The organism is Alteromonas sp. AWQ4_252 (assembly GCF_056158205.1).
In genome coordinates, this window is the sequence record NZ_JBSWSV010000001.1 from 198,658 (window position 1) to 219,274 (window position 20,617).

Genomic DNA, 20,617 nt, shown 5'->3' on the forward strand with positions numbered 1-20,617 from the left:
TGAGTTACTTATAGTTTTCGCTTCCTTTTAATAGCAAGGGGCGCAAGCGCTTTCAGTGAAATAGGGTTTCACGGATATGAAGCCGCAGATAAGTTTGTAAGGAATAACGATGAACGCGATACGCCAACAAGAATTTTTGTGCCCGCATTGCAGCCACATTAATGCACTTGAAATCAACCCCGCTAAAGAGATGTACATAGAACGGCAGGTTGCCTGTGAAAAGTGTAATACGATAGTGGAAGTAGTACCAGCGGATGGTATTGGAGAACAAATCAACTTAGTCGTATCACTCTCTTCCACTGAATTGCCCATCAGGTAATTCACCACTACCCCATTGTTCAAATTTTTAAGGTAGTGTAGTAACGCCTATTGCTAACGCTGCTTTGTCGAACGTATAGACAGTTGCTCCATCTTTATTTAACTATCTGTCACCCTTTGTTTAGTTAGCTGTAATGCATCTGCAAAATCAGCTCGCTTGGTTTTTGCCGCCCGACTTGATTGGTTTGGCATGTGGCTGCAAGTATCGCACTTGTCAGTTGATATTCTCAAAAGCACAGTTGGTGAAAGAGATATTTGTGAATAACTACCCTTAGTGCAAAAAAGGGGATAATTATCCATAAAATACACAATTAACGGGATAATAATCCCCAATGGATTCAGCATGGCAATTGTAGCGGGTCACAGAAAGCTGTTTCCAAAGCAAAAGAAAATCCTTACAACATTCGTTTTCTCTTGTGCATAAGAAAGCCGCTCGATTGAGCGGCTAATATAAAAACAGGGTTATTTATAGTCGGATAAAAACTATGCCTCTATCAGCTAGCTATTCAGCCTCACTATTCCCCATTCTCTTGATCTTTGAATAAACGAGGAAAAAATAACCAAAGACAACATTGAAGATTAGCGCCATAGTTAATAAAAAAGCTAGCTCTTCAGGCCTGTACAAATCTCTATTTTTCCAAACATAAATTACACACCTAATACTAACAACAATAGCCATTAAGAAGAATAACAGCATTAATGCAGTCACTAAATATTTAAGCCAGTGGTACTGCTCATACTGTATATTTATTTTTGTAAGAACAAGTGCACATATAAAGCTGACTATAGCAATATATACAAATTTCCTATTATTCAAAATCAATCCCAATTAGTAACTGCATCAGATATCATTCTAAAATCTACAGAGACTTCGACACCGAGAAGAATTATAGTTGTTCCAGCACTAAACTTCCCATAGTCGAGATTCGCTGAAGACTCATTGACTTTCCAGCCGACAACTCCACTTTCTCTAGTTATAGATTCCGTACCGTAAATACTACTATTACGTTGTGTGATTTTATCTGCACTGAGGCCCATAGTCAGCTTGCCAAATTGCAACTCTCCGCCCGCACACTTTTCTCCATGAAAACCAAAAGCAGGCCCTAATTTAAACTCAAAAGCTTCACCAAACTTACTTGCATTACGTACCAATTTATCAGCAAAGCCTCTCTTTTGTGCAAAAGCCCCTGCATTACCTTGTATTCCGGTAGTAAAACCGCCACTTCGGCATGTTCCATCCTCATTTTTAATTCTACTACCTGTGCACAAGCCTGTTGGGTCGATAAAATTGACTGGATCATTATGCACATAACCATACAAATTCATTTGGTCGGCGTAGCCAATCGGGTCAGTTTGCAGGAATCGACCTAGCTTTGGATGATAAATCCGTGCTTTGTAGTAATAGAGGCTTGTTCCTTCCAGAAGTATTTGGCCGGTATATCTGAAGCGAGAATTACTGTCATTCATTGGCAAGCCAAAAGCGTCATACTGATGAGTTTGAACAACAGCGCCTGAACTATCTGTTTCCGATATTATGGTCCCTTTTTCATCTGCTAATAAATATCGTTTGTTGGCTGTACCACTCCCTTCATACCAAAGCACAGGATCATCATCTGCAATGCCATGTATATAACGTCGCAAAATACTTCCCGTACTGCTGTACTCCAAAATTAACTCATTGTCGTCGTGTAAGAAGTCCGTTTTATTACCATTAAGATTGTGTTCTGACAGTCTGCCATCGGGGTCGTAACGAAGGTTGAGCGTAGTGCCTGTTGAAGTAGCTCGGGGTAATCTGTTTTGCTTGTCAAAGGTGTGTAGTGGCACAAACAAGCAAACAACGTTGGTTTACCCAGCTAAAGTTAGGTTCACATAGACAAAAACCTATCATTAGCTGGGCTCATAACAGGCCAATCGGCCTGCATCCCGTTTACATCTAAGACTGAAAAAAGCCCTGCCGTAAAATAGGGTCAGTATTAAACACGCCGCCGAGTGCAGCGGTTTTGGTATAGGAATTAGTGTCTCTAATGCCCCGCGCTTTTACGCAGTAATGTGTGGCATTAATACTTACTGCCACATCTTCAGTACCGGCCAGGGTTTGAATGGCAACCAGCACTTGCTGTGTTAGTCGCTCTTGCACTTGTGGTCGCTGCGCGAAGAAGCTCACTAAACGGTTGAGTTTCGACAAGCCGATAACGGTGTCTTTGGGGATATAGGCAACGCTTGCCGTGCCATCTATAGTAACAAAGTGATGTTCACAGGTACTGGTGAGACTGATGTCTGATACTTGCACCGGCTGGTTCAGCTTCATCTTATTTTCAATGACTGTGATCTTCGGAAAATTGCGATAGTCCAGCCCACCAAAAATTTCATTGACGTACATTTTGGCAATGCGTGCAGGGGTTTCGGCTAAGCTGTCATCAGCGCGGTCTAAACCGAGCGTGTCCATGATGTCTGTCATCGCGGCTTCGATGCGAGCGCGCTTTTCGTCATTCGACAACCCATTGTGCACCATGGGTGTTTCCAACCCATGTGCTTCTAATGCCTTTCTAACCAGAATTGCCGATGAGGACAAACCAGGTTCTATTGCATCTCGTACCACTACCGCTTCATTAGATAACATTGCTTTTTTCCGAAACCACCAAATTACTTTATAACGTAAAAATATGCCTTTACAGACCACTTAATCAGTGAAAATGACACAAATTTCATGTTTTAATTTGTGCCAAATGCCATACAACCAAGTACGCATAACTAAACACTAAGGAGCCTGTTTTGCCTCACCCTATTTTGATAACCGGCGCGTCACAACGGGTTGGCTTGGCCATTGCCAATGATTTACTCGCTAAAGGCGAGGCGGTAATAATAACATACCGCACACACAAACCCGCAGTAGATGCGCTCACCGCAGCGGGAGCGACAGCTATTCAGGCCGATTTTAGCACTGACGACGGTATAGCGCGATGCATTGATGAAATAAAAACCAATACCCCGGGTTTACGTGCCATAATTCACAATGCCTCACAGTGGGATTCTGAAAAGCAGCAAACCAATTACGCCCGGCTCTTTGACCAGATGATGCAAATCCATGCTAAAGCGCCTTACCTTTTAAATATGGGGCTTTCCTCACTGCTTTCAAATCCAGACGGCCAGGCTGATATCATCCACATCACTGACTTCGTACAAGACGCCGGCAGTGACAAACATCTGGCCTATGCGGCAAGCAAAGCTGCATTGCACAATTTAACCTTATCATTCGCGCGCTTGCTGGCGCCGAAGGTTAAAGTTAACACCATTGCCCCTGCGCTGTTGATGTTCAATGAACACGACGATGAGGCATATAAACAAAAGGCGTTAGCGAAATCGCTTATGGCCTGCGAACCCGGCGCAACAGCCGCTGTGGACGCAGTAAACTATTTGCTTCGGGCCACGTATGTAACCGGAGAGTCGCTACAGGTAAACGGCGGCCGACACCTCAAATTCAGCTAGTTTTGAACCTTACTGTATTGGTGTATGAAAGAGGGCGAGGTATACTCGCCCAGTCTCTTAACCGCAACTTGTGGATTCCTTCATGACTAATTCCGTTTCTACACTCGTACCCGAGTGGGAAGCCGTTGACGCTGTTATTCTGGCATGGCCTCACGATGCAACTGACTGGGCGCCCTGGCTTGAAGACACGCGGCAAACCTACCTCAATGTAATTAAGGCAGTAAACGCCACCGACGCCGGTGTTATTTTGCTGTGCCGCCCTGATGATATCGCTGACGTAGAGGCTCGTCTTGACGGGTCGGCTAGTGTGCTAATTGTTGGGGCAAAGTACAATGACACCTGGGCCCGCGACTACGCGTTTTTAACCTGTCGTGATGAGAGTGCCGACAACGCCATTGGCCAACCCGTGGAATTCACCTTCAACGGCTGGGGCGAGAAATTCAACGCATCGCGGGATAACGACGTCAATCAACAGTATTTAGCACGCCTATGCCAGTTGCCCATTCAGTCGAGCCAGGTGGTTGCAGAAGGTGGTGCACTAGAAATAGATGGCCACGGTCATTTACTTTCTACCGCCCAGTGTTTGCTTAATCCGAAGCGAAACGGTGCTATGTCCCTTGCAGATTATAAAGAGACTTTCACACAAACCTTAGGCTGCGCGAACTTTACTGTGTTTGAGCACGGGCATCTTGAAGGTGACGACACAGACGGTCACATCGATACGTTAGTGCGTTTTACGCCAGATAGCGGCCTTGTTATCCAGGCTGCTGACAACCGTCCCGACGATGTGCATTTTGCCGGGCTAACAGCACTGTGTGACGAATGCGCGGCCGCGCTCCCTGAGCACAAGCAATTTCGCTTACCCTTGCCCAGCATTTTTAATGATGATGGCGACAGATTACCTGCCTCCTACGCGAACTTTTTGATTTGCAATGGGTCTGTCTTATTTCCCGTATATGGGCAAGAAGAAGACGAACTGGCGCTATCAGTTGCACAACAGGCATTCCCTGACCACCAGATAGTGTCGGTAGACTGCGCACCACTCGTGCGCCAATTCGGCAGCTTGCATTGCATTTCCATGCAAGTGCCCACAAATACACTGCGCAATGACGTTCTGACGCAATTGAAACAAGGGGTAACGGTATATGGCTAAATCAACACTGAAAGTTGGTCTGGTTCAACAGGCTGTGGCAGACAACGACAAAGCCACTAACTGGCAGAAAAGTGCTGAGCAGGTGGCAAAACTGGCTGCAGAAGGCTGTGAGTGTATTTTACTTCAGGAATTACATAGCACCTTGTATTTTTGCCAGGAAGAAGACACTAACGCATTCGATTTAGCTGAGCCCATTCCTGGTCCAGCCACGAACTTTTTTGGCGAATTAGCCGAAAAACACAATATTGTGTTGGTCACATCCTTGTTTGAAAAACGTGGCTCAGGCCTGTATCACAATACCGCTGTGGTATTTGACAGAAGCCGCGAGATTGCCGGGAAGTACCGCAAGATGCATATTCCTGACGACCCCGGCTTTTATGAGAAATTCTATTTTACGCCGGGTGATATGGGTTTCACGCCAATCCAAACCAGCGTAGGTAAATTGGGAGTACTTGTGTGCTGGGACCAATGGTACCCGGAAGCGGCCAGGTTGATGGCGATGGCGGGCGCCGATATCTTATTCTACCCAACTGCAATTGGTTGGGACATGACAGATACGCCGGAAGAGCGTGCTCGTCAGCACGGCGCTTGGCAAACCATTCAGCGTTCTCACTCAGTGGCTAACTCACTGCCTGTTATCGTGGCTAACCGAACCGGCTTTGAGGCGTCACCAGTCGACGGTGACCCTGGGATCCAATTCTGGGGTCAAAGCTTTATCAGCGGTCCACAGGGTGAAATTCTGGCCCAGGCAAGTGCCGATGAAGAACAAACCCTGTCGGTGGAGCTTGATATGGCACGCACTGAAAAAGTAAAACGGATCTGGCCTTATTTCCGCGACCGTCGTATCGACGCTTACGATGAGCTAACTAAACGCTGGCGCGACTAACCGCGTAAATTTTCTTATCAAAGGTGAGGAACACCTCCCTTTCACGGGGCGCTAGCCACGACAATAGCGCTTCGTGATTGATATCCAGACCACCGGTATATTGCCCAAACGCGGGCATGATCATTAACCTGTTATTGCGAACAAAGCACCGCCCGCTAAAACGTCGCCTGGCAATCACTGCCCGGCATTTTGGGTGATAATGCCCCACTACCTGACACAACGCCGAATCGCGTTCGGGCTCATGCTGAAAGACAACACTTTGCCACCTGACCGATTCTACACACATACCGCCCAGCTCGTTGGGGATCACCGGGTCGTGATTGCCAACTATCCAGTACCACTGCTCACATTGCGCTATCAATGCGTGTAAAAGCTCACGCTCTTGAGAAGCCAGCCGCTCAAACGCCCCTTTATCGTGAAAGCTGTCACCTAAACACACCAGGCTTTTAGGACGATAGTCGTCCACAATACATTTAAGCGAGCGTAAGGTAGACAAACTATCAAAATGTGGAATGGGGTTAGCAAATTGTCCGAGATAGCTGCCTTTTTCAAGGTGTAGATCTGATACCACCAGCGCATCACGCTTTGGACAATACAATACCCCTCGCCCGTCGAGCAAAAACGTGTGTTCAGCAAATCGCACAGGTTGCACACGATGTGTTTTCACCGCCTCGTTTAGCCAGTGTTCATCTATCGCCACGAAGCAATGCCTTTATCTCGTCCATCATGTCTTCAGCTTCCTGATATAAATTCGCTTGTTCGATAATGGCATGTGCGCCAGCGCCTTTCACTTGCTCGCTTCGCACATCAAGCAAGATGGGAATAGCCATTGGTGACACCTTGGGTAAATCAATGAATTGTAGTTTATCGTGAAAGCGAATAAGTGTATCAGCCAGGCGCTGTAAATCGAGTAACTCCCGCTCGGCATCACTGCGGGTTACCGTTAACAGTATATGATCAGGGTCGTGTTCCCGCAGCGTGTCATAGATTAAATCAGTGGAAAAGGTTACCTGCTTCATGGTTTTATGGCTGCTGTGATAGTGCTGTTCTGTAAGCCCGCTCACCACTGCCACTTGCCGGAAAGAGCGTTTTAGCATAGGCGCATGCAACATCCAATTTTCCAATTCATCACCCAGAATATCCGGTTGAAACAGAGATGACAGCAAGCTTTCGTTTACCTTCTCCAGCAAGCACACCGACAAACCATAATCTGTCACGGAAAAGCTCAGCGGCTTTAACTTAAGTTTTTCCATGCGACGGGTCATCAACATACCCAGGGTTTGATTGGCTTTTCGTCCCTCAAAGGTATAAAACAGTACGTAGTTTGCCTTGCGATATGGAAATTGCTCAACCAGTACTTTGTTGCTGTCTGGCAAAGCAGAGAACTCACGTTGTAACGTAAGCCATTCCTGCACTTGTTTGGGTAACGACTTCCATGCTTCAGGGCGGTCGAGAATGTGCCTCACGCCATCGGCCAAAAACGTTGACATAGGCATTTGTCCACCGGCATAGCTGGGTATTTTGGGTTCACCGCCTTTAGTGGGTTTGGCGTGTAATTGCATGTCTCTGATGGCTTCGAACCTGAGCACTTCCCCTGCAAACAGGAAGGTGTCTCCTGGCACTAATTGTTGGGCAAAATATTCTTCTACTTCGCCGATTATTTTGCCCTGGTTTCCACGGCGTATGCGCTTTACTTTGAGCCTACCGGCTTCCACAATGGTGCCGATGTTTTGTCGATGTCGTTGAATGACGCGTTTTGAAGCAGGCACAAACTCACCTGGAGCCAGTTCCTCCATTCTTCTGTACCGCTCATAGGCGCGCAATGCGTAACCTCCGTCAACGGTGAACTGCCACAGTCGCTCAAACAAATTGCGCTCAACGCCCTGATAAGGAGGCGCATTAAGCACTTGCTGATAAATAGTTTCAAAAGACGCAGGCGCGCTACACGCGCAATTTAAAATGAACTGGGGCAAGATATCCAGCGCCCCTGGCAACAGAGCGTCGCCGTCGAGTTCACCAGTGGCAATGGCCGACATAGCCGCCTTACATTCAACCGCCTCAAAGCGGTTAGCAGGAACCAGAAGTGCCTGGCTTGGCTCGTTTAGCTTGTGATTCGACCTGCCAATGCGTTGAAGTAAGCGACTCACACCTTTAGGCGCACCAATTTGGATAACTAAATCAACATCCCCCCAATCTATGCCCAGCTCAAGGGCTGAAGTACTTACAATGGCCCGCAACCCGCCGCTGCTCATAAGTGCTTCCGTTTTTCGCCGCTGCTCTTTTGACAGCGAGCCGTGATAAAGCGCTATGGGTAACCCGCTTTTATTCTCCTCCCACAACATCTGAAACACTAATTCTGCCTGGGCGCGGGTATTCACGAACACCAAAGCAGTGTTAGCAGCAGAAATAGCTTCGTACACCTCTGCCATGGCGTAACGCGCCATAAAACCACCAAATGGCATACGCTCGCGGGAATCCAGCAAGCGAATTTTTGGCTTAACAGTGTGAGGTACTTCAATAACGTGGGCCGGCGTACCGGTTTCACCCAACCAGCCTGCAATAGCGGCCGGGTCGGCTACCGTAGCTGACAAACCGATACGTCGCATGTCAGGCGCCAGAGACTGCAACCTGGCAAGGGCCAAGGCGGTAAAATCCCCGCGCTTGTTGGTTACCAAGCTATGTATTTCATCGATGATCACAGTTTTCAAACCGCGAAAAATTGTTGGCGCATCTGCGTAAGAGAGCAGCAACATTAAAGATTCCGGCGTGGTCAGTAATATGTTTGGGGGCTTTTTACGCTGACGCTGCCGCTTATGTGAAGGCGTATCTCCCGTGCGCGTTTCTATGGTCACAGATAAAGACATGGCCTCTACAGGGTCCATCAGGTTTCGTTGAACGTCGTTAGTGAGGGCTTTCAATGGCGAAATATATAAGGTGTGCAAACCACTCTGCGGTTGCCGGTATAAATCGACCAGCGATGGTAAAAAACCTGACAAAGTCTTACCTGCGCCAGTAGGGGCAATAAGCAAAGTGGCATGATTGGCTTGCGCTGCGCTGAGCATACTGCGCTGATAATCCCGCAGCGACCATCCCCTGGAACGAAGCCATTGATAAAAAGGTTTTGGAAGTCTTGAAGCCATAGCCGTTCATGTTTTTCTGGTAATACGCAAAAAAGAACATAGTGGTTTACCTTCGGGTTCGGCGTGGTCGTTTTGGAGTGATGAAAGAGTCATCTAAAAATATAACTACCTCGTATAAGTGCGACACTTATCATTTTGTTGGGAGTTAGCGTTGCACCCGGAAAACTGGATGTCGATTGAACCCCCAGGCCTGTATTGTGCGCCTGCTGATCTCTACATTGACCCAATGCAGCCCGTTTACAACGCTGTGGTTACACATGGTCATGCCGACCACGCCCGGGCCGGTCACGAACAGGTGTACGCCACCGCCCAAACGTTGGCCATCATGAAAACCCGCTACGGCGAGGACATGGCCAAGCACACCATAGCGCTACCTTATGAGTCACCGGTTGAATTAGGCGATACTGACGACCCGGTTACTATGACCCTGTTTCCAGCGGGTCACATTCTTGGTTCCAGCCAGGTGTTGCTGGAATACCGTGGTAGCCGGTTAGTGATATCAGGCGATTACAAACGCCGTCCCGATCCCACATGTGAACCATTTAAAGTTACGCCATGTGATGTGTTCATCACCGAGGCCACTTTCGGACTGCCAGTTTTCACGCACCCGCCTATCAGTAAAGAAATTGACAAACTGTTGTCCTCGTTGCGCGTTTTTCCTGAACGCTGTCATCTGGTTGGTACCTACGCACTGGGTAAGTGTCAGCGAGTACTCATCGCATTGCGTGAGGCAGGATATCACCAACCCGTTTATGTACATGGTGCTCTGCTTAAACTATGTGATTTGTATCAGCAGCAAGGTATTGAACTGGGCGACATTATCGCGGTTTCAGAGGTTGACGATAAAAGCACACTGGCCGGAAAGATTGTACTTGCGCCCCCCTCAGCGCTGGCTGATCGCTGGTCCCGTTCTTTGCCGAATGTGCGAACCGTCATGGCATCAGGTTGGATGCAAATACGCGCTCGCGCCCGGCAACGACAGGTGGAATTGCCACTGATCATATCTGATCACTGTGATTGGCCTGAACTGGTTCAAACCCTCAATGATGTATCGCCCAAAGAAGTCTGGGTGACTCACGGCCGGGAGGATGCACTCACCTATCAGGCCACTCAAATGGGCTTTAAAGCAAAGGCCTTGTCAATGATTGGCTACGATGACGAGGAAGAAACGGGGTAATGGAAGCATTTAGCGACTTATTAGAACAGTTATACTTTACCAGCAGTAATAACGCTAAAGCTGCGCTGATAGAGGACTATCTGAAACGAACGCCCGACCCGGACAGAGGCTGGGCCATTGCCGCCATTGCCGGTGAGCTCAAGTTTGACTTTTTCAAACGCAATACCATCAAAACACTGATCCTTGAGCAGGTCGACGAGACCCTTTTCGCTCTGAGTTATGACTATGTTGGCGAGATGAGTGAAACCGTTGCCCACCTTTGGCAGTCTACTGAGGAAGTACAAGACCCTTCGCCGCTACCCGGTTTACATGCGTTGGTCGAAAGTTTCAGCAATGCAAAAAAAACCGAAGTTAAACCGCTGCTTACTTCATTGTTAAACCGTATGACTGCGGCGCAACGCTGGGCTCTGCTTAAACTGGGCACGCGCGGATTACGTGTGGGTGTTTCTTCACGCAGTATTAAACAAATTCTCGCCCGCTATGGCAATGTGGATGTGAATGAAATTGAAGCCCTGTGGCACGGTGTGTCGCCGCCTTACACCGGGTTACTAAGCTGGCTTGACGGTAAGGGGGAAAAGCCAGATATTTCAGGCGAAGTCACCTTCCATCCGGTCATGCTGGCTCATCCTATCGACGACGAGACGCGAGACAGCATCGACCCCACTGCCTGGCAAATTGAACCCAAACTCGATGGCATACGGGTGCAGCTCGTGTCCAAACCAAACGGCAAAGCACTGTTTAGTCGCACTGGCGACGACATTAGCCACGGTTTTCCAGATTTACTCGACACCATTGAACATATGGGTGTGCTGGACGGCGAACTACTGATCATGCACGACAAGGAAGTAGACACCTTTAATCAGTTGCAACAGCGCCTAAACAAAAAACGTCCTACGAAAAAACTCATGCAAGCCTTACCCGCGGCCATGGTCGTGTACGATGTTCTGTCTTTAGAGGGGCAATCTCTTTCCGATTTGCCCTTATCTGCACGTCGTCAGGCACTAGAGCAATTCTTCGGGAAACGCCCATCTCCACGTTTGCATTTATCAACCTGCTTTAGTCCAGACTCAACAGCCGCTCTTTATGCTCTGCATCACCAGGTGTGCGAAGATATCGCGGTGGAAGGGTTAATGCTTAAGCGCAAAGATAGCCTGTACACACCCGGCAGACCAAAAGGACAGTGGTATAAGTGGAAGCGAGATCCCTTGTTGGTAGACGCGGTTATCATGTACGCCCAACGGGGTCATGGAAAGCGTTCCAGCTATTACTCCGACTTTACTTTCGGTGCATGGCAAGACGATACTCTGCTGCCCATTGGAAAAGCGTACTCCGGCTTTACCGATGAGGAACTCAAAAAGTTAGATAATTGGGTTAGGCGTCACACTACCGGCCGATTTGGCCCGGTGAAAGAAGTAAAAAAGGAACTGGTCGTGGAAGTTGCTTTCGATGCCGTACACCCGTCGGGGCGTCACAAATCGGGCGTGGCGTTGCGCTTCCCTCGTATCCACCGCATCAGGTGGGACAAGCCCGCTGTCGAAGCCGACACTCTGGACACGGTAAAATCGATGATAGAAGCAAGCCAAGGCGATTAGCAGCGTTTTACGCTATCGAGTGTTAACTACGCGCTGTGCTTATAGCAACACAAATAATTGACTGACACAGAAGACGTCTGTCGCCATTGATTGTTCATGGGGTTAAGGGCAAATCCACACTGACTTTTACGAACAAACGACGTGCCCACCCACTCGTCCATTTCTTTTGGCGTTACAAATTTACGCCAATCATGGGTACCAACAGGCAAATAGCGCATGATGTATTCAGCGCCAACAATGGCAACCAAATAGCTTTTTAGTGTGCGATTTATAGTTGCTAAAATGAGCAGGCCTCCAGGCTTCACCATGGCGGCGCAATCTTGTATCAGGGCGTATTGATCCGGCACGTGTTCTACCACCTCAGCATTGATGACCACATCGTATGTTTCCCCTTTTCGTGCCCAGTCTGCAGCCAGGCTGTGATGATAATTAACCTGTAAATTTCGCTGCTGTGCGTGCCGTTTGGCCACTTCTACACTCACCGCACTGGCGTCGATACCAGTTACCTCTGCACCGCGTACCGCCAATGGCTCGCAGATTAATCCCCCGCCACTGCCAACATCCAAGACAGACAACCCATTAAACAACTTGTCGGCTGCCCCATGGGGTTTAAAGTGTTTGTTAATGGCAGAAACAATATGCTCGACCCGCGCCGCGTTAAAAGCCAATGCGGTTTTATATTTACCGTTTGGATCCCACCAGCTCTCGGCGAGGGCATCAAACCGTGCGATCTCATCCTCACTGACGTTTGCAGATGAAACTGGGTCTGATAACTGGCTTTTATCAAGCATTACATTCTCCACATAATAGTAATTGGCGCTGTGCCTGCGTTGCTTTTTGCGATACGTTTGTTTTATTACGTTGAAAAACAGAGTTCCGCTTTATGGCAAATGAAAAAAATGTGTATGGCCGGCCGTTACAGCTGTGCTGTGGAAATACCGGGTTTACCCGGGAGGGGTTTTGCTATGTCCCTGCATCAGATGTTGGCAATCACAGTGTTTGTGCGGTAGTCGATGAGCCCTTTTTGGCTTACTCAGTAGACCAGGGCAATGATTTAGTCACACCCCGCCCCGAACTTGCCTTTGAAGGACTTAAGCCCGGTGACAAGTGGTGTTTATGTGCCGCAAGATGGTTAGAGGCTTATCGTGCTGGCGTTGCCCCCAGAGTTAATCTGGCGGCAACCCATCAAAAAGCCCTTGATGTCATCCCATTGGAAACCCTTGAGATGTACGCACTGGACGCGTTGTAAACGCGCTTTTTTGCCTCGCTGTTAAGGCGTGCGGATCACCATCAAACGGGTCTCCGTCATGTCTTTGATAGCATAGCGAATGCCCTCCCGGCCAAGGCCAGAATCTTTGACGCCGCCGTAAGGCATGTTGTCTACGCGCCAACTTGGCACATCGCCAATCACAACACCACCCACGTCTAATACGTCCCAAGCTTTATGCGCTTTGTACAAATCGCGGGTAAATATGCCGGCTTGCAAGCCGTACCGACTGTTATTCACTTCTTTGAGGGCGTCGTCAAAATCGCTGAACTTCATGAGCACTGACAACGGCCCAAAGGCTTCTTCTGCGCTCGCATCACAAGACGCGGGTACATTTTCCATTACCGTGGCCTCCAGCATGGCACCATTTCGCGTTCCACCACATAAAATCGTGCCTCCCGCTTCATGGGCTTTGCTGATCCACCCCTCCAGTCGCTCAGCTTCTGACTCGGAAATCATTGGCCCGATGAAGGTATTTTCATCGGCAGGGTCTCCGGAAACTAAAGATGAAACCCGCTTAACAAATTTCTCGCGAAATACATCGTAGATTTTATCGTGAAGCAATATACGCTGAACACTGATACAACTTTGCCCGGACTGATAATAAGCACCAATGATAATGCGTTCGATGGCATCGTCTATGTCCGCGTCTTCATCGACGATACACGCTGCATTACCGCCCAATTCAAGTACTACGGGTTTCTTTCCGGCTTTGGCTTTAAGCGCCCAGCCAACATCGGGGGAGCCGGTAAAGCTCAATAGTTTTAATCGCTCGTCTGTGGTGAACAAATCAGCACCGTCACGACTACAGGGCAAAATAGAAAACGCCCCTTCCGGCAGGTCAGTTTCTGCTAACACTTCACCAATGATTAACGCACCTATGGGTGTACGCGAGGCCGGTTTAAGTACAAAGGTGCAGCCTGCCGCAATGGCCGGAGCCACCTTGTGCGCAGCCAAATTCAGTGGAAAGTTAAAAGGCGAAATGAACGAGCAAGGACCAATAGGCACTTGTTTTGTCATTCCCTGATAACCACTGGCTCTGGCCGAGATTTCCAGATTCAGTACTTCACCTTCAATGCGCACGCTCTCTTCTGCTGCAATCCGGAAGGTATCAATGAGTCTTGTAACCTCACCTTCGGCATCTTTAATAGGTTTACCCGCTTCAATACACAAAGCTTGTGCCAGTTCGTCTTTGCGTTCAGTGAACCGTGCAACACAGTGATCCAGTACCGCTTTGCGCTCATAAGGTTTTAATGCAGTCATGGCTGGCTGGGCATCTTCGGCTGCCTGAATCGCTTTATCGATGGTATCAGCGTCAGCTTTTGCCACGCGCGTCGCAGGCTCTCCGGTATACTTGTTCGTCACGACTAAATCTTCGTTTGCGTAAACGGGTTTACTGGCCAAATAGTAGGGATAGCTGTCTTTCAACATAAAAAGACTCCTTATAATTGTTTACTGAGTTCGCGAATGGTGTGGTTCAGCGTTTTGTCATTCATACTGTAATCAACGGGGCAATCGATAAGATGCACCCCCGGAGTGTTAAGGCAATGTTCAATGGTTTCCCCCAGTTCATCGGTTGAGGCAATACGCCAGCCTGACGCGCCATAGCTGTTAGCATATTGAACTAAGTCGGGGTTGCCATAATCAAGACCAAAATTGTCAAAATCCATATGCGCCTGCTTCCATTTAATCATGCCGTAAGCATCATCTCTTAGCACAATTACCGTAAGGTGAAGCCCCAGGCGAACAGCCGTTTCCAGCTCCTGACTATTCATCATAAAGCCGCCGTCACCGCACACGCTTATCACCTGTTTTTCAGGGTGTACGAGCTTGGCCGCAATGGCTGATGGCAGCCCTGCGCCCATTGATGCCAGAGCATTATCCAGCAACAGGGTATTGGGATGGTAGGCCGGATAATTCCTGGCAAACCAAATCTTATATACCCCGTTGTCCAGGGTGACTATACCGTCCTCTGGTAGCGCTTTTCGCACGTCTCTGACAAAACGCTCCGGTAATACAGGGAACCGTCCGTCATCCTCCGCTTCGCCGCGGTGTGCGACGTAAGCATCATGTACATCTTTGTAGAAATTAAGCTTCCAGTCTTTTTGAGGTGTAATAGCTTCTTTAATTTGCCACACGCTGTTGGCAATATCGCCGACGACTTCTAACTGTGGAAAATACACGGGGTCTACAGCGGCAGCATCAAAATTAATATGTATGACTTTCTTGCCATCGTCATGCATAAAGAATGGCGGTTTCTCTACCACATCATGCCCGACATTGATGATCAAATCGGCCCTGCTGATAGCGCGATGAACGAAATCTCCGTCTGAGAGAGCCGTGTTGCCTGCAAATAACGGATCACTTTCATTTAATACGCCTTTCCCCATTTGCGTGGTAACAAAGGGAATACCGGTTTTATCTACGAACTCTCGCAGCATTTTGGCAGTTAGCTTGCGATTCGCGCCAGCCCCTATCAATAACAAAGGCGAGCTGGCTGACTCAATCATATCAACGGCTGCAGCAATGGCTTTGTATTCAGCAATGGGGCGTCGGGTGTAGCTGGGTGATAAAAGCGGTGCACTGGTTTTCTCTGCCGCAATGTCTTCAGGTAATTCGATGTGAACTGCACCGGGGCGTTCTTCTGAGGCAATGCGAAACGCTTCTCTCACCACAGAGGGTATTCGATCACCGCTGACAATTTGACTGGTGTATTTGGTGATAGGGCGCATCATATCGACCACATCAATAACCTGAAACCGCCCTTGTTTACTGGTTTTGATTGGCTTTTGCCCGGTTATCATCAACATGGGCATCGCACCCAGTTGTGCATAAGCCGCTGGCGTAACCAGGTTCGTTGCTCCAGGACCTAACGTAGACAAGCACACGCCAACTTTGCCAGTCAACCTGCCATAGGTGGCCGCCATAAAGCCTGCGCCTTGTTCGTGTCTGGTGAGGATCAACTTAATAGAGGATGTTCGTAAAGATTCCAGTAAGTCGAGGTTTTCTTCCCCCGGAATACCAAATATGTATTCAACCCCTTCTGCTTCAAGGGCTCTCACGAAGAGATCAGATGCTTTCATTGCGTATCGCGCTCCTCAACGTTTGTGGTTGTGTTAGGAGTGCTACGGCGCTTAACCAAAATGCGATTACAACAATGTCAGTTTTCAGACGAATGACGGTTTAGTCAGGTAACTGGCTTTCCCAATTTTTAAGCTTTTCTGCGGTATTTTTGTCCACGTTGTGCTTGTTATTACTCACCCACCACTTTTCCATGATACGTACATTGCTTCGGTTCGATTTGTAAAACACATCAGCTATATCACCCACGATAGGAATAAAGCCAAGCACAAAGTCTATGAGCGTATTTCGCATCATGCTCGAAATAAGTGCCTTCGGCATGCCCATTGATTTCCCGAGCAAGATGATGCGCAACCCCGCAAGCAGCATAAGCGCATCACCAGCACCTGGAATAAGGCCGACAAGTGAGTCAAGACCAATACGCAAAGGCACAAAAGGAATCTTCACTGCAGTATCGAGCGCATTTGCCCACGCCTGTGCTTTGGTCAGAGCTTCTGGTGCTTTAAACTCACTGTCGTTATTCATATTAGCGGTCTGCTCCCAGCGCTTTAGCTCGTTGTTCACGGCCAGCTATATCAGGTTGAATCGTCCAGCCGTGGAGATTGGTTTTAATCAAATCAAATAACATCTCAATGTGTTCTGCGCCGTCATTAAGTGCGGGGATGTATTCGTAGCGCTCGCCTCCCGCCTCGACAAAATACTCTCTGTTCTCTTCACCTATTTCTTCAATAGTTTCCAGGCAATCGGCTGAAAAACCGGGACACATGACCTGAACAGACCTGACACCTTGTCCTGGCAGCCCTTTTAAAGTCTCATCGGTATAAGGTTTTAGCCATTCTTCACGACCAAATCGCGATTGAAAGGTTGTCATATACTCATCAGCAGACAGACCCAGCGCTTCCCCCACCAATCGCGAAGTTTTGTAACACTCACAATGATACGGGTCGCCATTGGTTAGATACCGCTTTGGTATACCGTGATAGGACATAATGAGTTTGTCGGCCCGACCTTCCTTAGCCCAGTGTTCCCGAACACTGTTTGCTAATGCAGCTATGTAAGCAGGATTGTCGTGATAATGTGTGATGAAGCGCAACTCGGGCATCCAGCGTCGGTGGGTAAAATCAGCAGCAACCGCATCAAATGTCGACGCAGTGGTGGATGCGCAATATTGTGGATACAAAGGCAGCACCACTAACTTTCGCACGCCCTGGGATAACATATTGTCGATGACATCCGATACGGCAGGTTGGCCATATCGCATGGCAAAATCAACCACCACATTATCGCCGTATTCGGCTCGGCAGCGCGCTGCAATAGCGTTTTTCTGCTTGCGTGTGATAGCCAGTAGTGGCGAGCCTTCGTCAGTCCATACAGTAGCGTAGGCCTGGGCAGAACGTTTAGGTCTGATATTCAGGATCACGCCATTGAGGATCATCCACCATAACAATCGCGGCACTTCTACCACCCTGGGGTCGGATAAAAACTCTCGTAAATAAGGCTTTAACGCTTGCTTCGTGGGCGCTTGAGGGGTTCCCAAGTTGGTTACCAGCACACCGATTTTATCTGCTTGTCCATGCGTAAAATAATTGCTGTTCTTATATTTCATACCACTTCTACCTGAAACAAAATGACACCTTAAATGAGAACAACACGGGTAACTTTCGCATAGTCTCAAAATTAGTGATTAATGATAATAGTATACTGGTTAAACCGCAGGATTGATCCAAATGCTGGTGTTTTAAATTCGATTGGATTGTTCGGGTATAGCGATGAAACAGGAAGGACAGAAAATGTGCCAGCAGACGAAGTCCTGCTGGCACAAAGTAATTTAAGGTTGATAGTAGGTAGCAGCTCCTGGTCCAACTGGCATCCCCAACAAGAATACCCAGACGAAAAACAGAATAGTCCAGCCGACAATAAACACCATCGAATACGGCAACATCATGGCTATAAGTGTTCCCATGCCGACGTCTTTGCGATAACGGGCCGCCATTGCCAGAATAAGTCCGAAGTAGCTCATCATAGGCGATATCACGTTGGTTACCGAGTCGCCAATTCGATATGCCGCTTGAATAACCTCTGGTGCATAACCTAGCAGCATCAACATAGGTACAAAAATAGGAGCGGTTACCGCCCATTGCGCTGAAGCACTGCCCAACGACAAATTGACCATACCACACATAAGAATAAACAATATAAATACAGACGGACCGTCTAACCCGGCTGACTGCAACAATGCTGCCCCTTTTACCGCGAGAAACGTACCTAGGTTTGTCCATTTGAAAAATGCAACAAACTGGGCAGCGAAGAACACCAGTGTGATGTACAAGCCCATGGACCCCATACTCTTAGACATGGCATTGATAATATCGCGGTCGTTTTTCATCGAGCCCACCACCCGGCCGTAGACAAAGCCCGGGATGGCAAAGGTAATGAAAATAAACGCGACGATGCCTTTTAAAAACGGAGAGCCAGTTACACCGCCTGTGTCTGGATTGCGCAACGGACCGTTCTCCGGCACCACGGTAAGGGCCAACACTGCGCATACCACCACAAATGCGATACCAGCCATAACCAGCCCTTTCTTTTCCAGTGCTGTTGGCGCGTCCATAGATTGATTATCCAAGGGAACAGAGGCGTCATTTTCGTTGTACACACCCAGGCGGGGCTCAACGACTTTTTCCGTCACCAGCGTGCCCATGAGGGCAATAATAAACGTGCTGATAAACATAAAATACCAATTCACTTCTGGCCCCACTGTGTAACCTGGGTCAATCATATGAGCCGCGGCTTCAGTAATCCCGGATAACAACGGGTCAACAGTACCTAATAGTAGATTTGCGCTATAGCCTGCCGATACGCCAGCGAAGGCAGCGGCCAAACCCGCTAACGGGTGCCTTCCTAAAGAGTGAAAGATCATTGCAGCTAAAGGAATGAGTACCACATAGCCTAATTCAGAGGCGGTGTTCGACAAAATACCCGAAAAGACAATAGCAAATGTCACTACCCGTTTCGGTGCCCCCATAACCATTGAACGCATAAGTGCAGATAACATTCCCGAATGCTCAGCAACAGATACACCGAGCAGCGCAACCAGCACTGTCCCTAAGGGAGCAAAGCTAGTGAAATTAGTGACCAGCCCGGTAACGATGCGTTGTAAACCTTCAGCGCTCATCAGTGATATGACTTCAATCATGCCGTCAGCCTCTCGCCCTTTGGCGCCTTCAGGGCGTGGGTCTGCCACAGCAATATCGAAATAGCCTAGAACACCGCTTAATACAACGATGAAAACAGATAAAAGCGCAAATAGTGTGATTGGATGGGGTAGCAAATTCCCTAGCCACTCTACGGTAGCTAAAAAGCGCGCAAACCATCCACTCTGCGCTGCGTCATTGGATGACGGCGCCTGAGATTGATTGGTACTCACGGTGAACCTCTGTCGTTTTATGGTGCAACACTTCTTGTGTCGTCACATTTTATAATCGGCGATAGTATAACGGAGATTGTATCTTCTAGCAGCAACAAGGCAGCAAATCGGCGATTTTCCATACTTTTTGACTATAAAAAACAAGCAGATTTAAGTGATATAAAAAAACCCGCGATGTCGCGGGTTTTTTCAAAGGTAGAAATTATTTGCCTGAAGCATTGTTCAGGTACTTAAAGAATTCGCCATCCGGGCCGAGCACCATGACATCTTCTTTATTACTAAAGCTCTTGCGGTAAGCATCCATACTTCGAAGGAAGCTGTAAAACTCAGGGTTTTTCGCGTATGTGTTAGCATAAATTTGAGCTGCCAGTGCATCCCCTTCACCACGAACCTGGCGAGCATTTCGCTCCGCATCCGCCTGCATTACCGTTACTTTAGCGTCAATATCTGCGCGAATTACTTCAGCTTGTTCCTGACCTTCAGAGCGGTGTTCACGAGCCACTGCTGCACGTTCAGCGCGCATACGCTGGAAAATAGCGTTACTGACTTCATTAGGCAGGTTGATTTGCTTAACGCGAACATCAACAATTTGAATACCCAACTCGCTTGACGAATCACTCGCTTGCTCCATCGCCTGGTTCATAAGCGCAGAACGCTCACCAGAAACAATCTGTGAAATTGTGCGGGTACCAAATTCTGAACGCAATCCGTTGTTTACCTTCTGCTTAAGCAAGGCTTCAGCCTGGAGCTTGTTCCCACCTTGAGTAGCCAGGTAGTACTTCGCGAAGTCATTAATTTTCCATTTAACATACGAATCCACGATCAAGTCTTTTTTCTCAGCTGTCACAAACCGGTCCGGCGCATCGTCCAGTGTTTGTATACGCGCATCTAAACGTCTGACCGTATCGATAAGCGGATATTTAAAATGCAAACCTGGAGCAAAAACCCGGGTTTCACCAGTGGCATCGTCCCGCTGAACTTTACCAAACTGAATAACGATAGCCCGTTCACCTTCCGATACCACGAATAGAGAACCAGATAAGAGAATGGCAAACAGCACAACAACTGCAATTAATAGATTCTTCATGAC

The 20,617-nt window shown here is 48.1% G+C and carries 18 protein-coding genes; 7 read left to right on the forward strand and 11 right to left on the reverse strand.

Annotated elements, in window-relative coordinates; genetic code table 11:
• Positions 1 to 109 precede the first annotated feature (109 nt).
• Positions 110 to 319 carry a hypothetical protein gene (locus ACXACM_RS00905; RefSeq protein WP_474819161.1) on the forward strand — a complete coding sequence of 70 codons (210 nt, stop codon included), beginning with the start codon at positions 110 to 112 and terminating at the stop codon, positions 317 to 319.
• A gap of 818 nt (positions 320 to 1,137) precedes the next feature.
• Here the strand turns inward: ACXACM_RS00905 and ACXACM_RS00910 are convergent.
• Entirely contained in the window at positions 1,138 to 2,142 is a 1,005-nt protein-coding gene (locus tag ACXACM_RS00910) for an RHS repeat-associated core domain-containing protein (RefSeq protein ID WP_474824183.1), read from the reverse strand.
• Positions 2,143 to 2,251: 109 nt separating this feature from the next.
• Positions 2,252 to 2,938 carry a GTP cyclohydrolase I FolE gene (gene folE, locus ACXACM_RS00915; protein WP_474819163.1) on the reverse strand — a complete coding sequence of 229 codons (687 nt, stop codon included), beginning with the start codon at positions 2,936 to 2,938 and terminating at the stop codon, positions 2,252 to 2,254.
• Between the two features lie 152 nt (positions 2,939 to 3,090).
• Between folE and folM the strand changes: the two genes are divergently transcribed.
• The 3 genes from folM to ACXACM_RS00930 all read left to right on the forward strand — a co-directional run bounded on the left by folM (position 3,091) and on the right by ACXACM_RS00930 (position 5,843).
• The gene (gene folM, locus ACXACM_RS00920; protein WP_474819165.1) at positions 3,091 to 3,804 is read left to right on the forward strand and encodes a dihydromonapterin reductase; all 714 of its coding nucleotides are present in this window, start codon (positions 3,091 to 3,093) and stop codon (positions 3,802 to 3,804) included.
• Positions 3,805 to 3,886: 82 nt separating this feature from the next.
• Entirely contained in the window at positions 3,887 to 4,957 is a 1,071-nt protein-coding gene (locus ACXACM_RS00925; protein WP_474819166.1) for an agmatine deiminase family protein, read from the forward strand.
• Positions 4,950 to 5,843, forward strand: a complete 894-nt coding sequence (locus tag ACXACM_RS00930) for a carbon-nitrogen hydrolase (protein WP_474819167.1) — start codon at positions 4,950 to 4,952, stop codon at positions 5,841 to 5,843. The genes ACXACM_RS00925 and ACXACM_RS00930 overlap by 8 nt, the downstream gene beginning before the upstream one ends.
• Here the strand turns inward: ACXACM_RS00930 and pdeM are convergent.
• Positions 5,824 to 6,543: a ligase-associated DNA damage response endonuclease PdeM gene (pdeM, locus tag ACXACM_RS00935; RefSeq protein WP_474819169.1), complete on the reverse strand. Its 720-nt coding sequence runs from the start codon at positions 6,541 to 6,543 to the stop codon at positions 5,824 to 5,826. The two genes, ACXACM_RS00930 and pdeM, sit on opposite strands and share 20 nt — an antisense overlap.
• Entirely contained in the window at positions 6,530 to 8,983 is a 2,454-nt protein-coding gene (locus tag ACXACM_RS00940; protein WP_474819170.1) for a ligase-associated DNA damage response DEXH box helicase, read from the reverse strand. Before ACXACM_RS00940 ends, pdeM begins: the two co-directional genes overlap by 14 nt.
• 169 nt (positions 8,984 to 9,152) lie before the next feature.
• On the opposite strand from ACXACM_RS00940, the gene ACXACM_RS00945 reads away from it, so the two are divergent.
• Positions 9,153 to 10,160, forward strand: a complete 1,008-nt coding sequence (locus ACXACM_RS00945; RefSeq protein ID WP_474819171.1) for a ligase-associated DNA damage response exonuclease — start codon at positions 9,153 to 9,155, stop codon at positions 10,158 to 10,160.
• Positions 10,160 to 11,752: a cisplatin damage response ATP-dependent DNA ligase gene (locus ACXACM_RS00950; RefSeq protein WP_474819173.1), complete on the forward strand. Its 1,593-nt coding sequence runs from the start codon at positions 10,160 to 10,162 to the stop codon at positions 11,750 to 11,752. Before ACXACM_RS00945 ends, ACXACM_RS00950 begins: the two co-directional genes overlap by 1 nt.
• A 26-nt stretch (positions 11,753 to 11,778) precedes the next feature.
• Here the strand turns inward: ACXACM_RS00950 and ubiG are convergent, their stop codons facing one another.
• Positions 11,779 to 12,543, reverse strand: a complete 765-nt coding sequence (gene ubiG, locus ACXACM_RS00955) for a bifunctional 2-polyprenyl-6-hydroxyphenol methylase/3-demethylubiquinol 3-O-methyltransferase UbiG (RefSeq protein WP_474819174.1) — start codon at positions 12,541 to 12,543, stop codon at positions 11,779 to 11,781.
• A 92-nt stretch (positions 12,544 to 12,635) separates the two neighbouring features.
• Here ubiG and ACXACM_RS00960 point away from each other — a divergent pair, with 92 nt between their 5' ends.
• Positions 12,636 to 13,001: a DUF2237 family protein gene (locus ACXACM_RS00960; protein WP_474819176.1), complete on the forward strand. Its 366-nt coding sequence runs from the start codon at positions 12,636 to 12,638 to the stop codon at positions 12,999 to 13,001.
• Positions 13,002 to 13,022: 21 nt separating this feature from the next.
• Here the strand turns inward: ACXACM_RS00960 and ACXACM_RS00965 are convergent, their stop codons facing one another.
• The 6 genes from ACXACM_RS00965 to hflC form a co-directional block, all read right to left on the reverse strand.
• Positions 13,023 to 14,450 carry an aldehyde dehydrogenase family protein gene (locus tag ACXACM_RS00965; RefSeq protein ID WP_474819177.1) on the reverse strand — a complete coding sequence of 476 codons (1,428 nt, stop codon included), beginning with the start codon at positions 14,448 to 14,450 and terminating at the stop codon, positions 13,023 to 13,025.
• An 11-nt stretch (positions 14,451 to 14,461) separates the two neighbouring features.
• Complete coding sequence (locus ACXACM_RS00970) at positions 14,462 to 16,102, reverse strand: acetolactate synthase large subunit (protein WP_474819178.1); 1,641 nt, start codon at positions 16,100 to 16,102, stop codon at positions 14,462 to 14,464.
• Positions 16,103 to 16,202: 100 nt separating this feature from the next.
• Positions 16,203 to 16,625 (reverse strand): DUF4112 domain-containing protein, encoded by a 423-nt coding sequence (locus ACXACM_RS00975; protein ID WP_474819180.1) that lies wholly within the window; start codon positions 16,623 to 16,625, stop codon positions 16,203 to 16,205.
• A 1-nt stretch (position 16,626) separates the two neighbouring features.
• Complete coding sequence (gene hemH / locus ACXACM_RS00980; protein WP_474819182.1) at positions 16,627 to 17,706, reverse strand: ferrochelatase; 1,080 nt, start codon at positions 17,704 to 17,706, stop codon at positions 16,627 to 16,629.
• A 222-nt stretch (positions 17,707 to 17,928) separates the two neighbouring features.
• Positions 17,929 to 19,527 (reverse strand): AbgT family transporter, encoded by a 1,599-nt coding sequence (locus ACXACM_RS00985; protein WP_474819184.1) that lies wholly within the window; start codon positions 19,525 to 19,527, stop codon positions 17,929 to 17,931.
• A gap of 202 nt (positions 19,528 to 19,729) precedes the next feature.
• On the reverse strand, positions 19,730 to 20,614 hold the full coding sequence (hflC, locus tag ACXACM_RS00990) for a protease modulator HflC (protein ID WP_474819185.1): 885 nt from the start codon (positions 20,612 to 20,614) through the stop codon (positions 19,730 to 19,732).
• Between the last annotated feature and the right edge of the window lie 3 nt (positions 20,615 to 20,617).

What these genes read in the sequence shown, in the direction of transcription:
- ACXACM_RS00930 (WP_474819167.1), top strand. Translation starts at nt 4,950, where the DNA reads ATGGCTAAATCAACACTGAAAGTTGGTCTGGTTCAACAGGCTGTGGCA.
- ACXACM_RS00945 (WP_474819171.1), top strand. Translation starts at nt 9,153, where the DNA reads ATGTCGATTGAACCCCCAGGCCTGTATTGTGCGCCTGCTGATCTCTAC.
- hemH (WP_474819182.1), bottom strand. Translation starts at nt 17,706, where the DNA reads ATGAAATATAAGAACAGCAATTATTTTACGCATGGACAAGCAGATAAA.
- ACXACM_RS00970 (WP_474819178.1), bottom strand. Translation starts at nt 16,102, where the DNA reads ATGAAAGCATCTGATCTCTTCGTGAGAGCCCTTGAAGCAGAAGGGGTT.
- folE (WP_474819163.1), bottom strand. Translation starts at nt 2,938, where the DNA reads ATGTTATCTAATGAAGCGGTAGTGGTACGAGATGCAATAGAACCTGGT.
- ACXACM_RS00940 (WP_474819170.1), bottom strand. Translation starts at nt 8,983, where the DNA reads ATGGCTTCAAGACTTCCAAAACCTTTTTATCAATGGCTTCGTTCCAGG.
- hflC (WP_474819185.1), bottom strand. Translation starts at nt 20,614, where the DNA reads ATGAAGAATCTATTAATTGCAGTTGTTGTGCTGTTTGCCATTCTCTTA.
- ACXACM_RS00960 (WP_474819176.1), top strand. Translation starts at nt 12,636, where the DNA reads ATGGCAAATGAAAAAAATGTGTATGGCCGGCCGTTACAGCTGTGCTGT.
- ACXACM_RS00950 (WP_474819173.1), top strand. Translation starts at nt 10,160, where the DNA reads ATGGAAGCATTTAGCGACTTATTAGAACAGTTATACTTTACCAGCAGT.
- ACXACM_RS00905 (WP_474819161.1), top strand. Translation starts at nt 110, where the DNA reads ATGAACGCGATACGCCAACAAGAATTTTTGTGCCCGCATTGCAGCCAC.
- ubiG (WP_474819174.1), bottom strand. Translation starts at nt 12,543, where the DNA reads ATGCTTGATAAAAGCCAGTTATCAGACCCAGTTTCATCTGCAAACGTC.
- ACXACM_RS00965 (WP_474819177.1), bottom strand. Translation starts at nt 14,450, where the DNA reads ATGTTGAAAGACAGCTATCCCTACTATTTGGCCAGTAAACCCGTTTAC.
- ACXACM_RS00975 (WP_474819180.1), bottom strand. Translation starts at nt 16,625, where the DNA reads ATGAATAACGACAGTGAGTTTAAAGCACCAGAAGCTCTGACCAAAGCA.
- ACXACM_RS00925 (WP_474819166.1), top strand. Translation starts at nt 3,887, where the DNA reads ATGACTAATTCCGTTTCTACACTCGTACCCGAGTGGGAAGCCGTTGAC.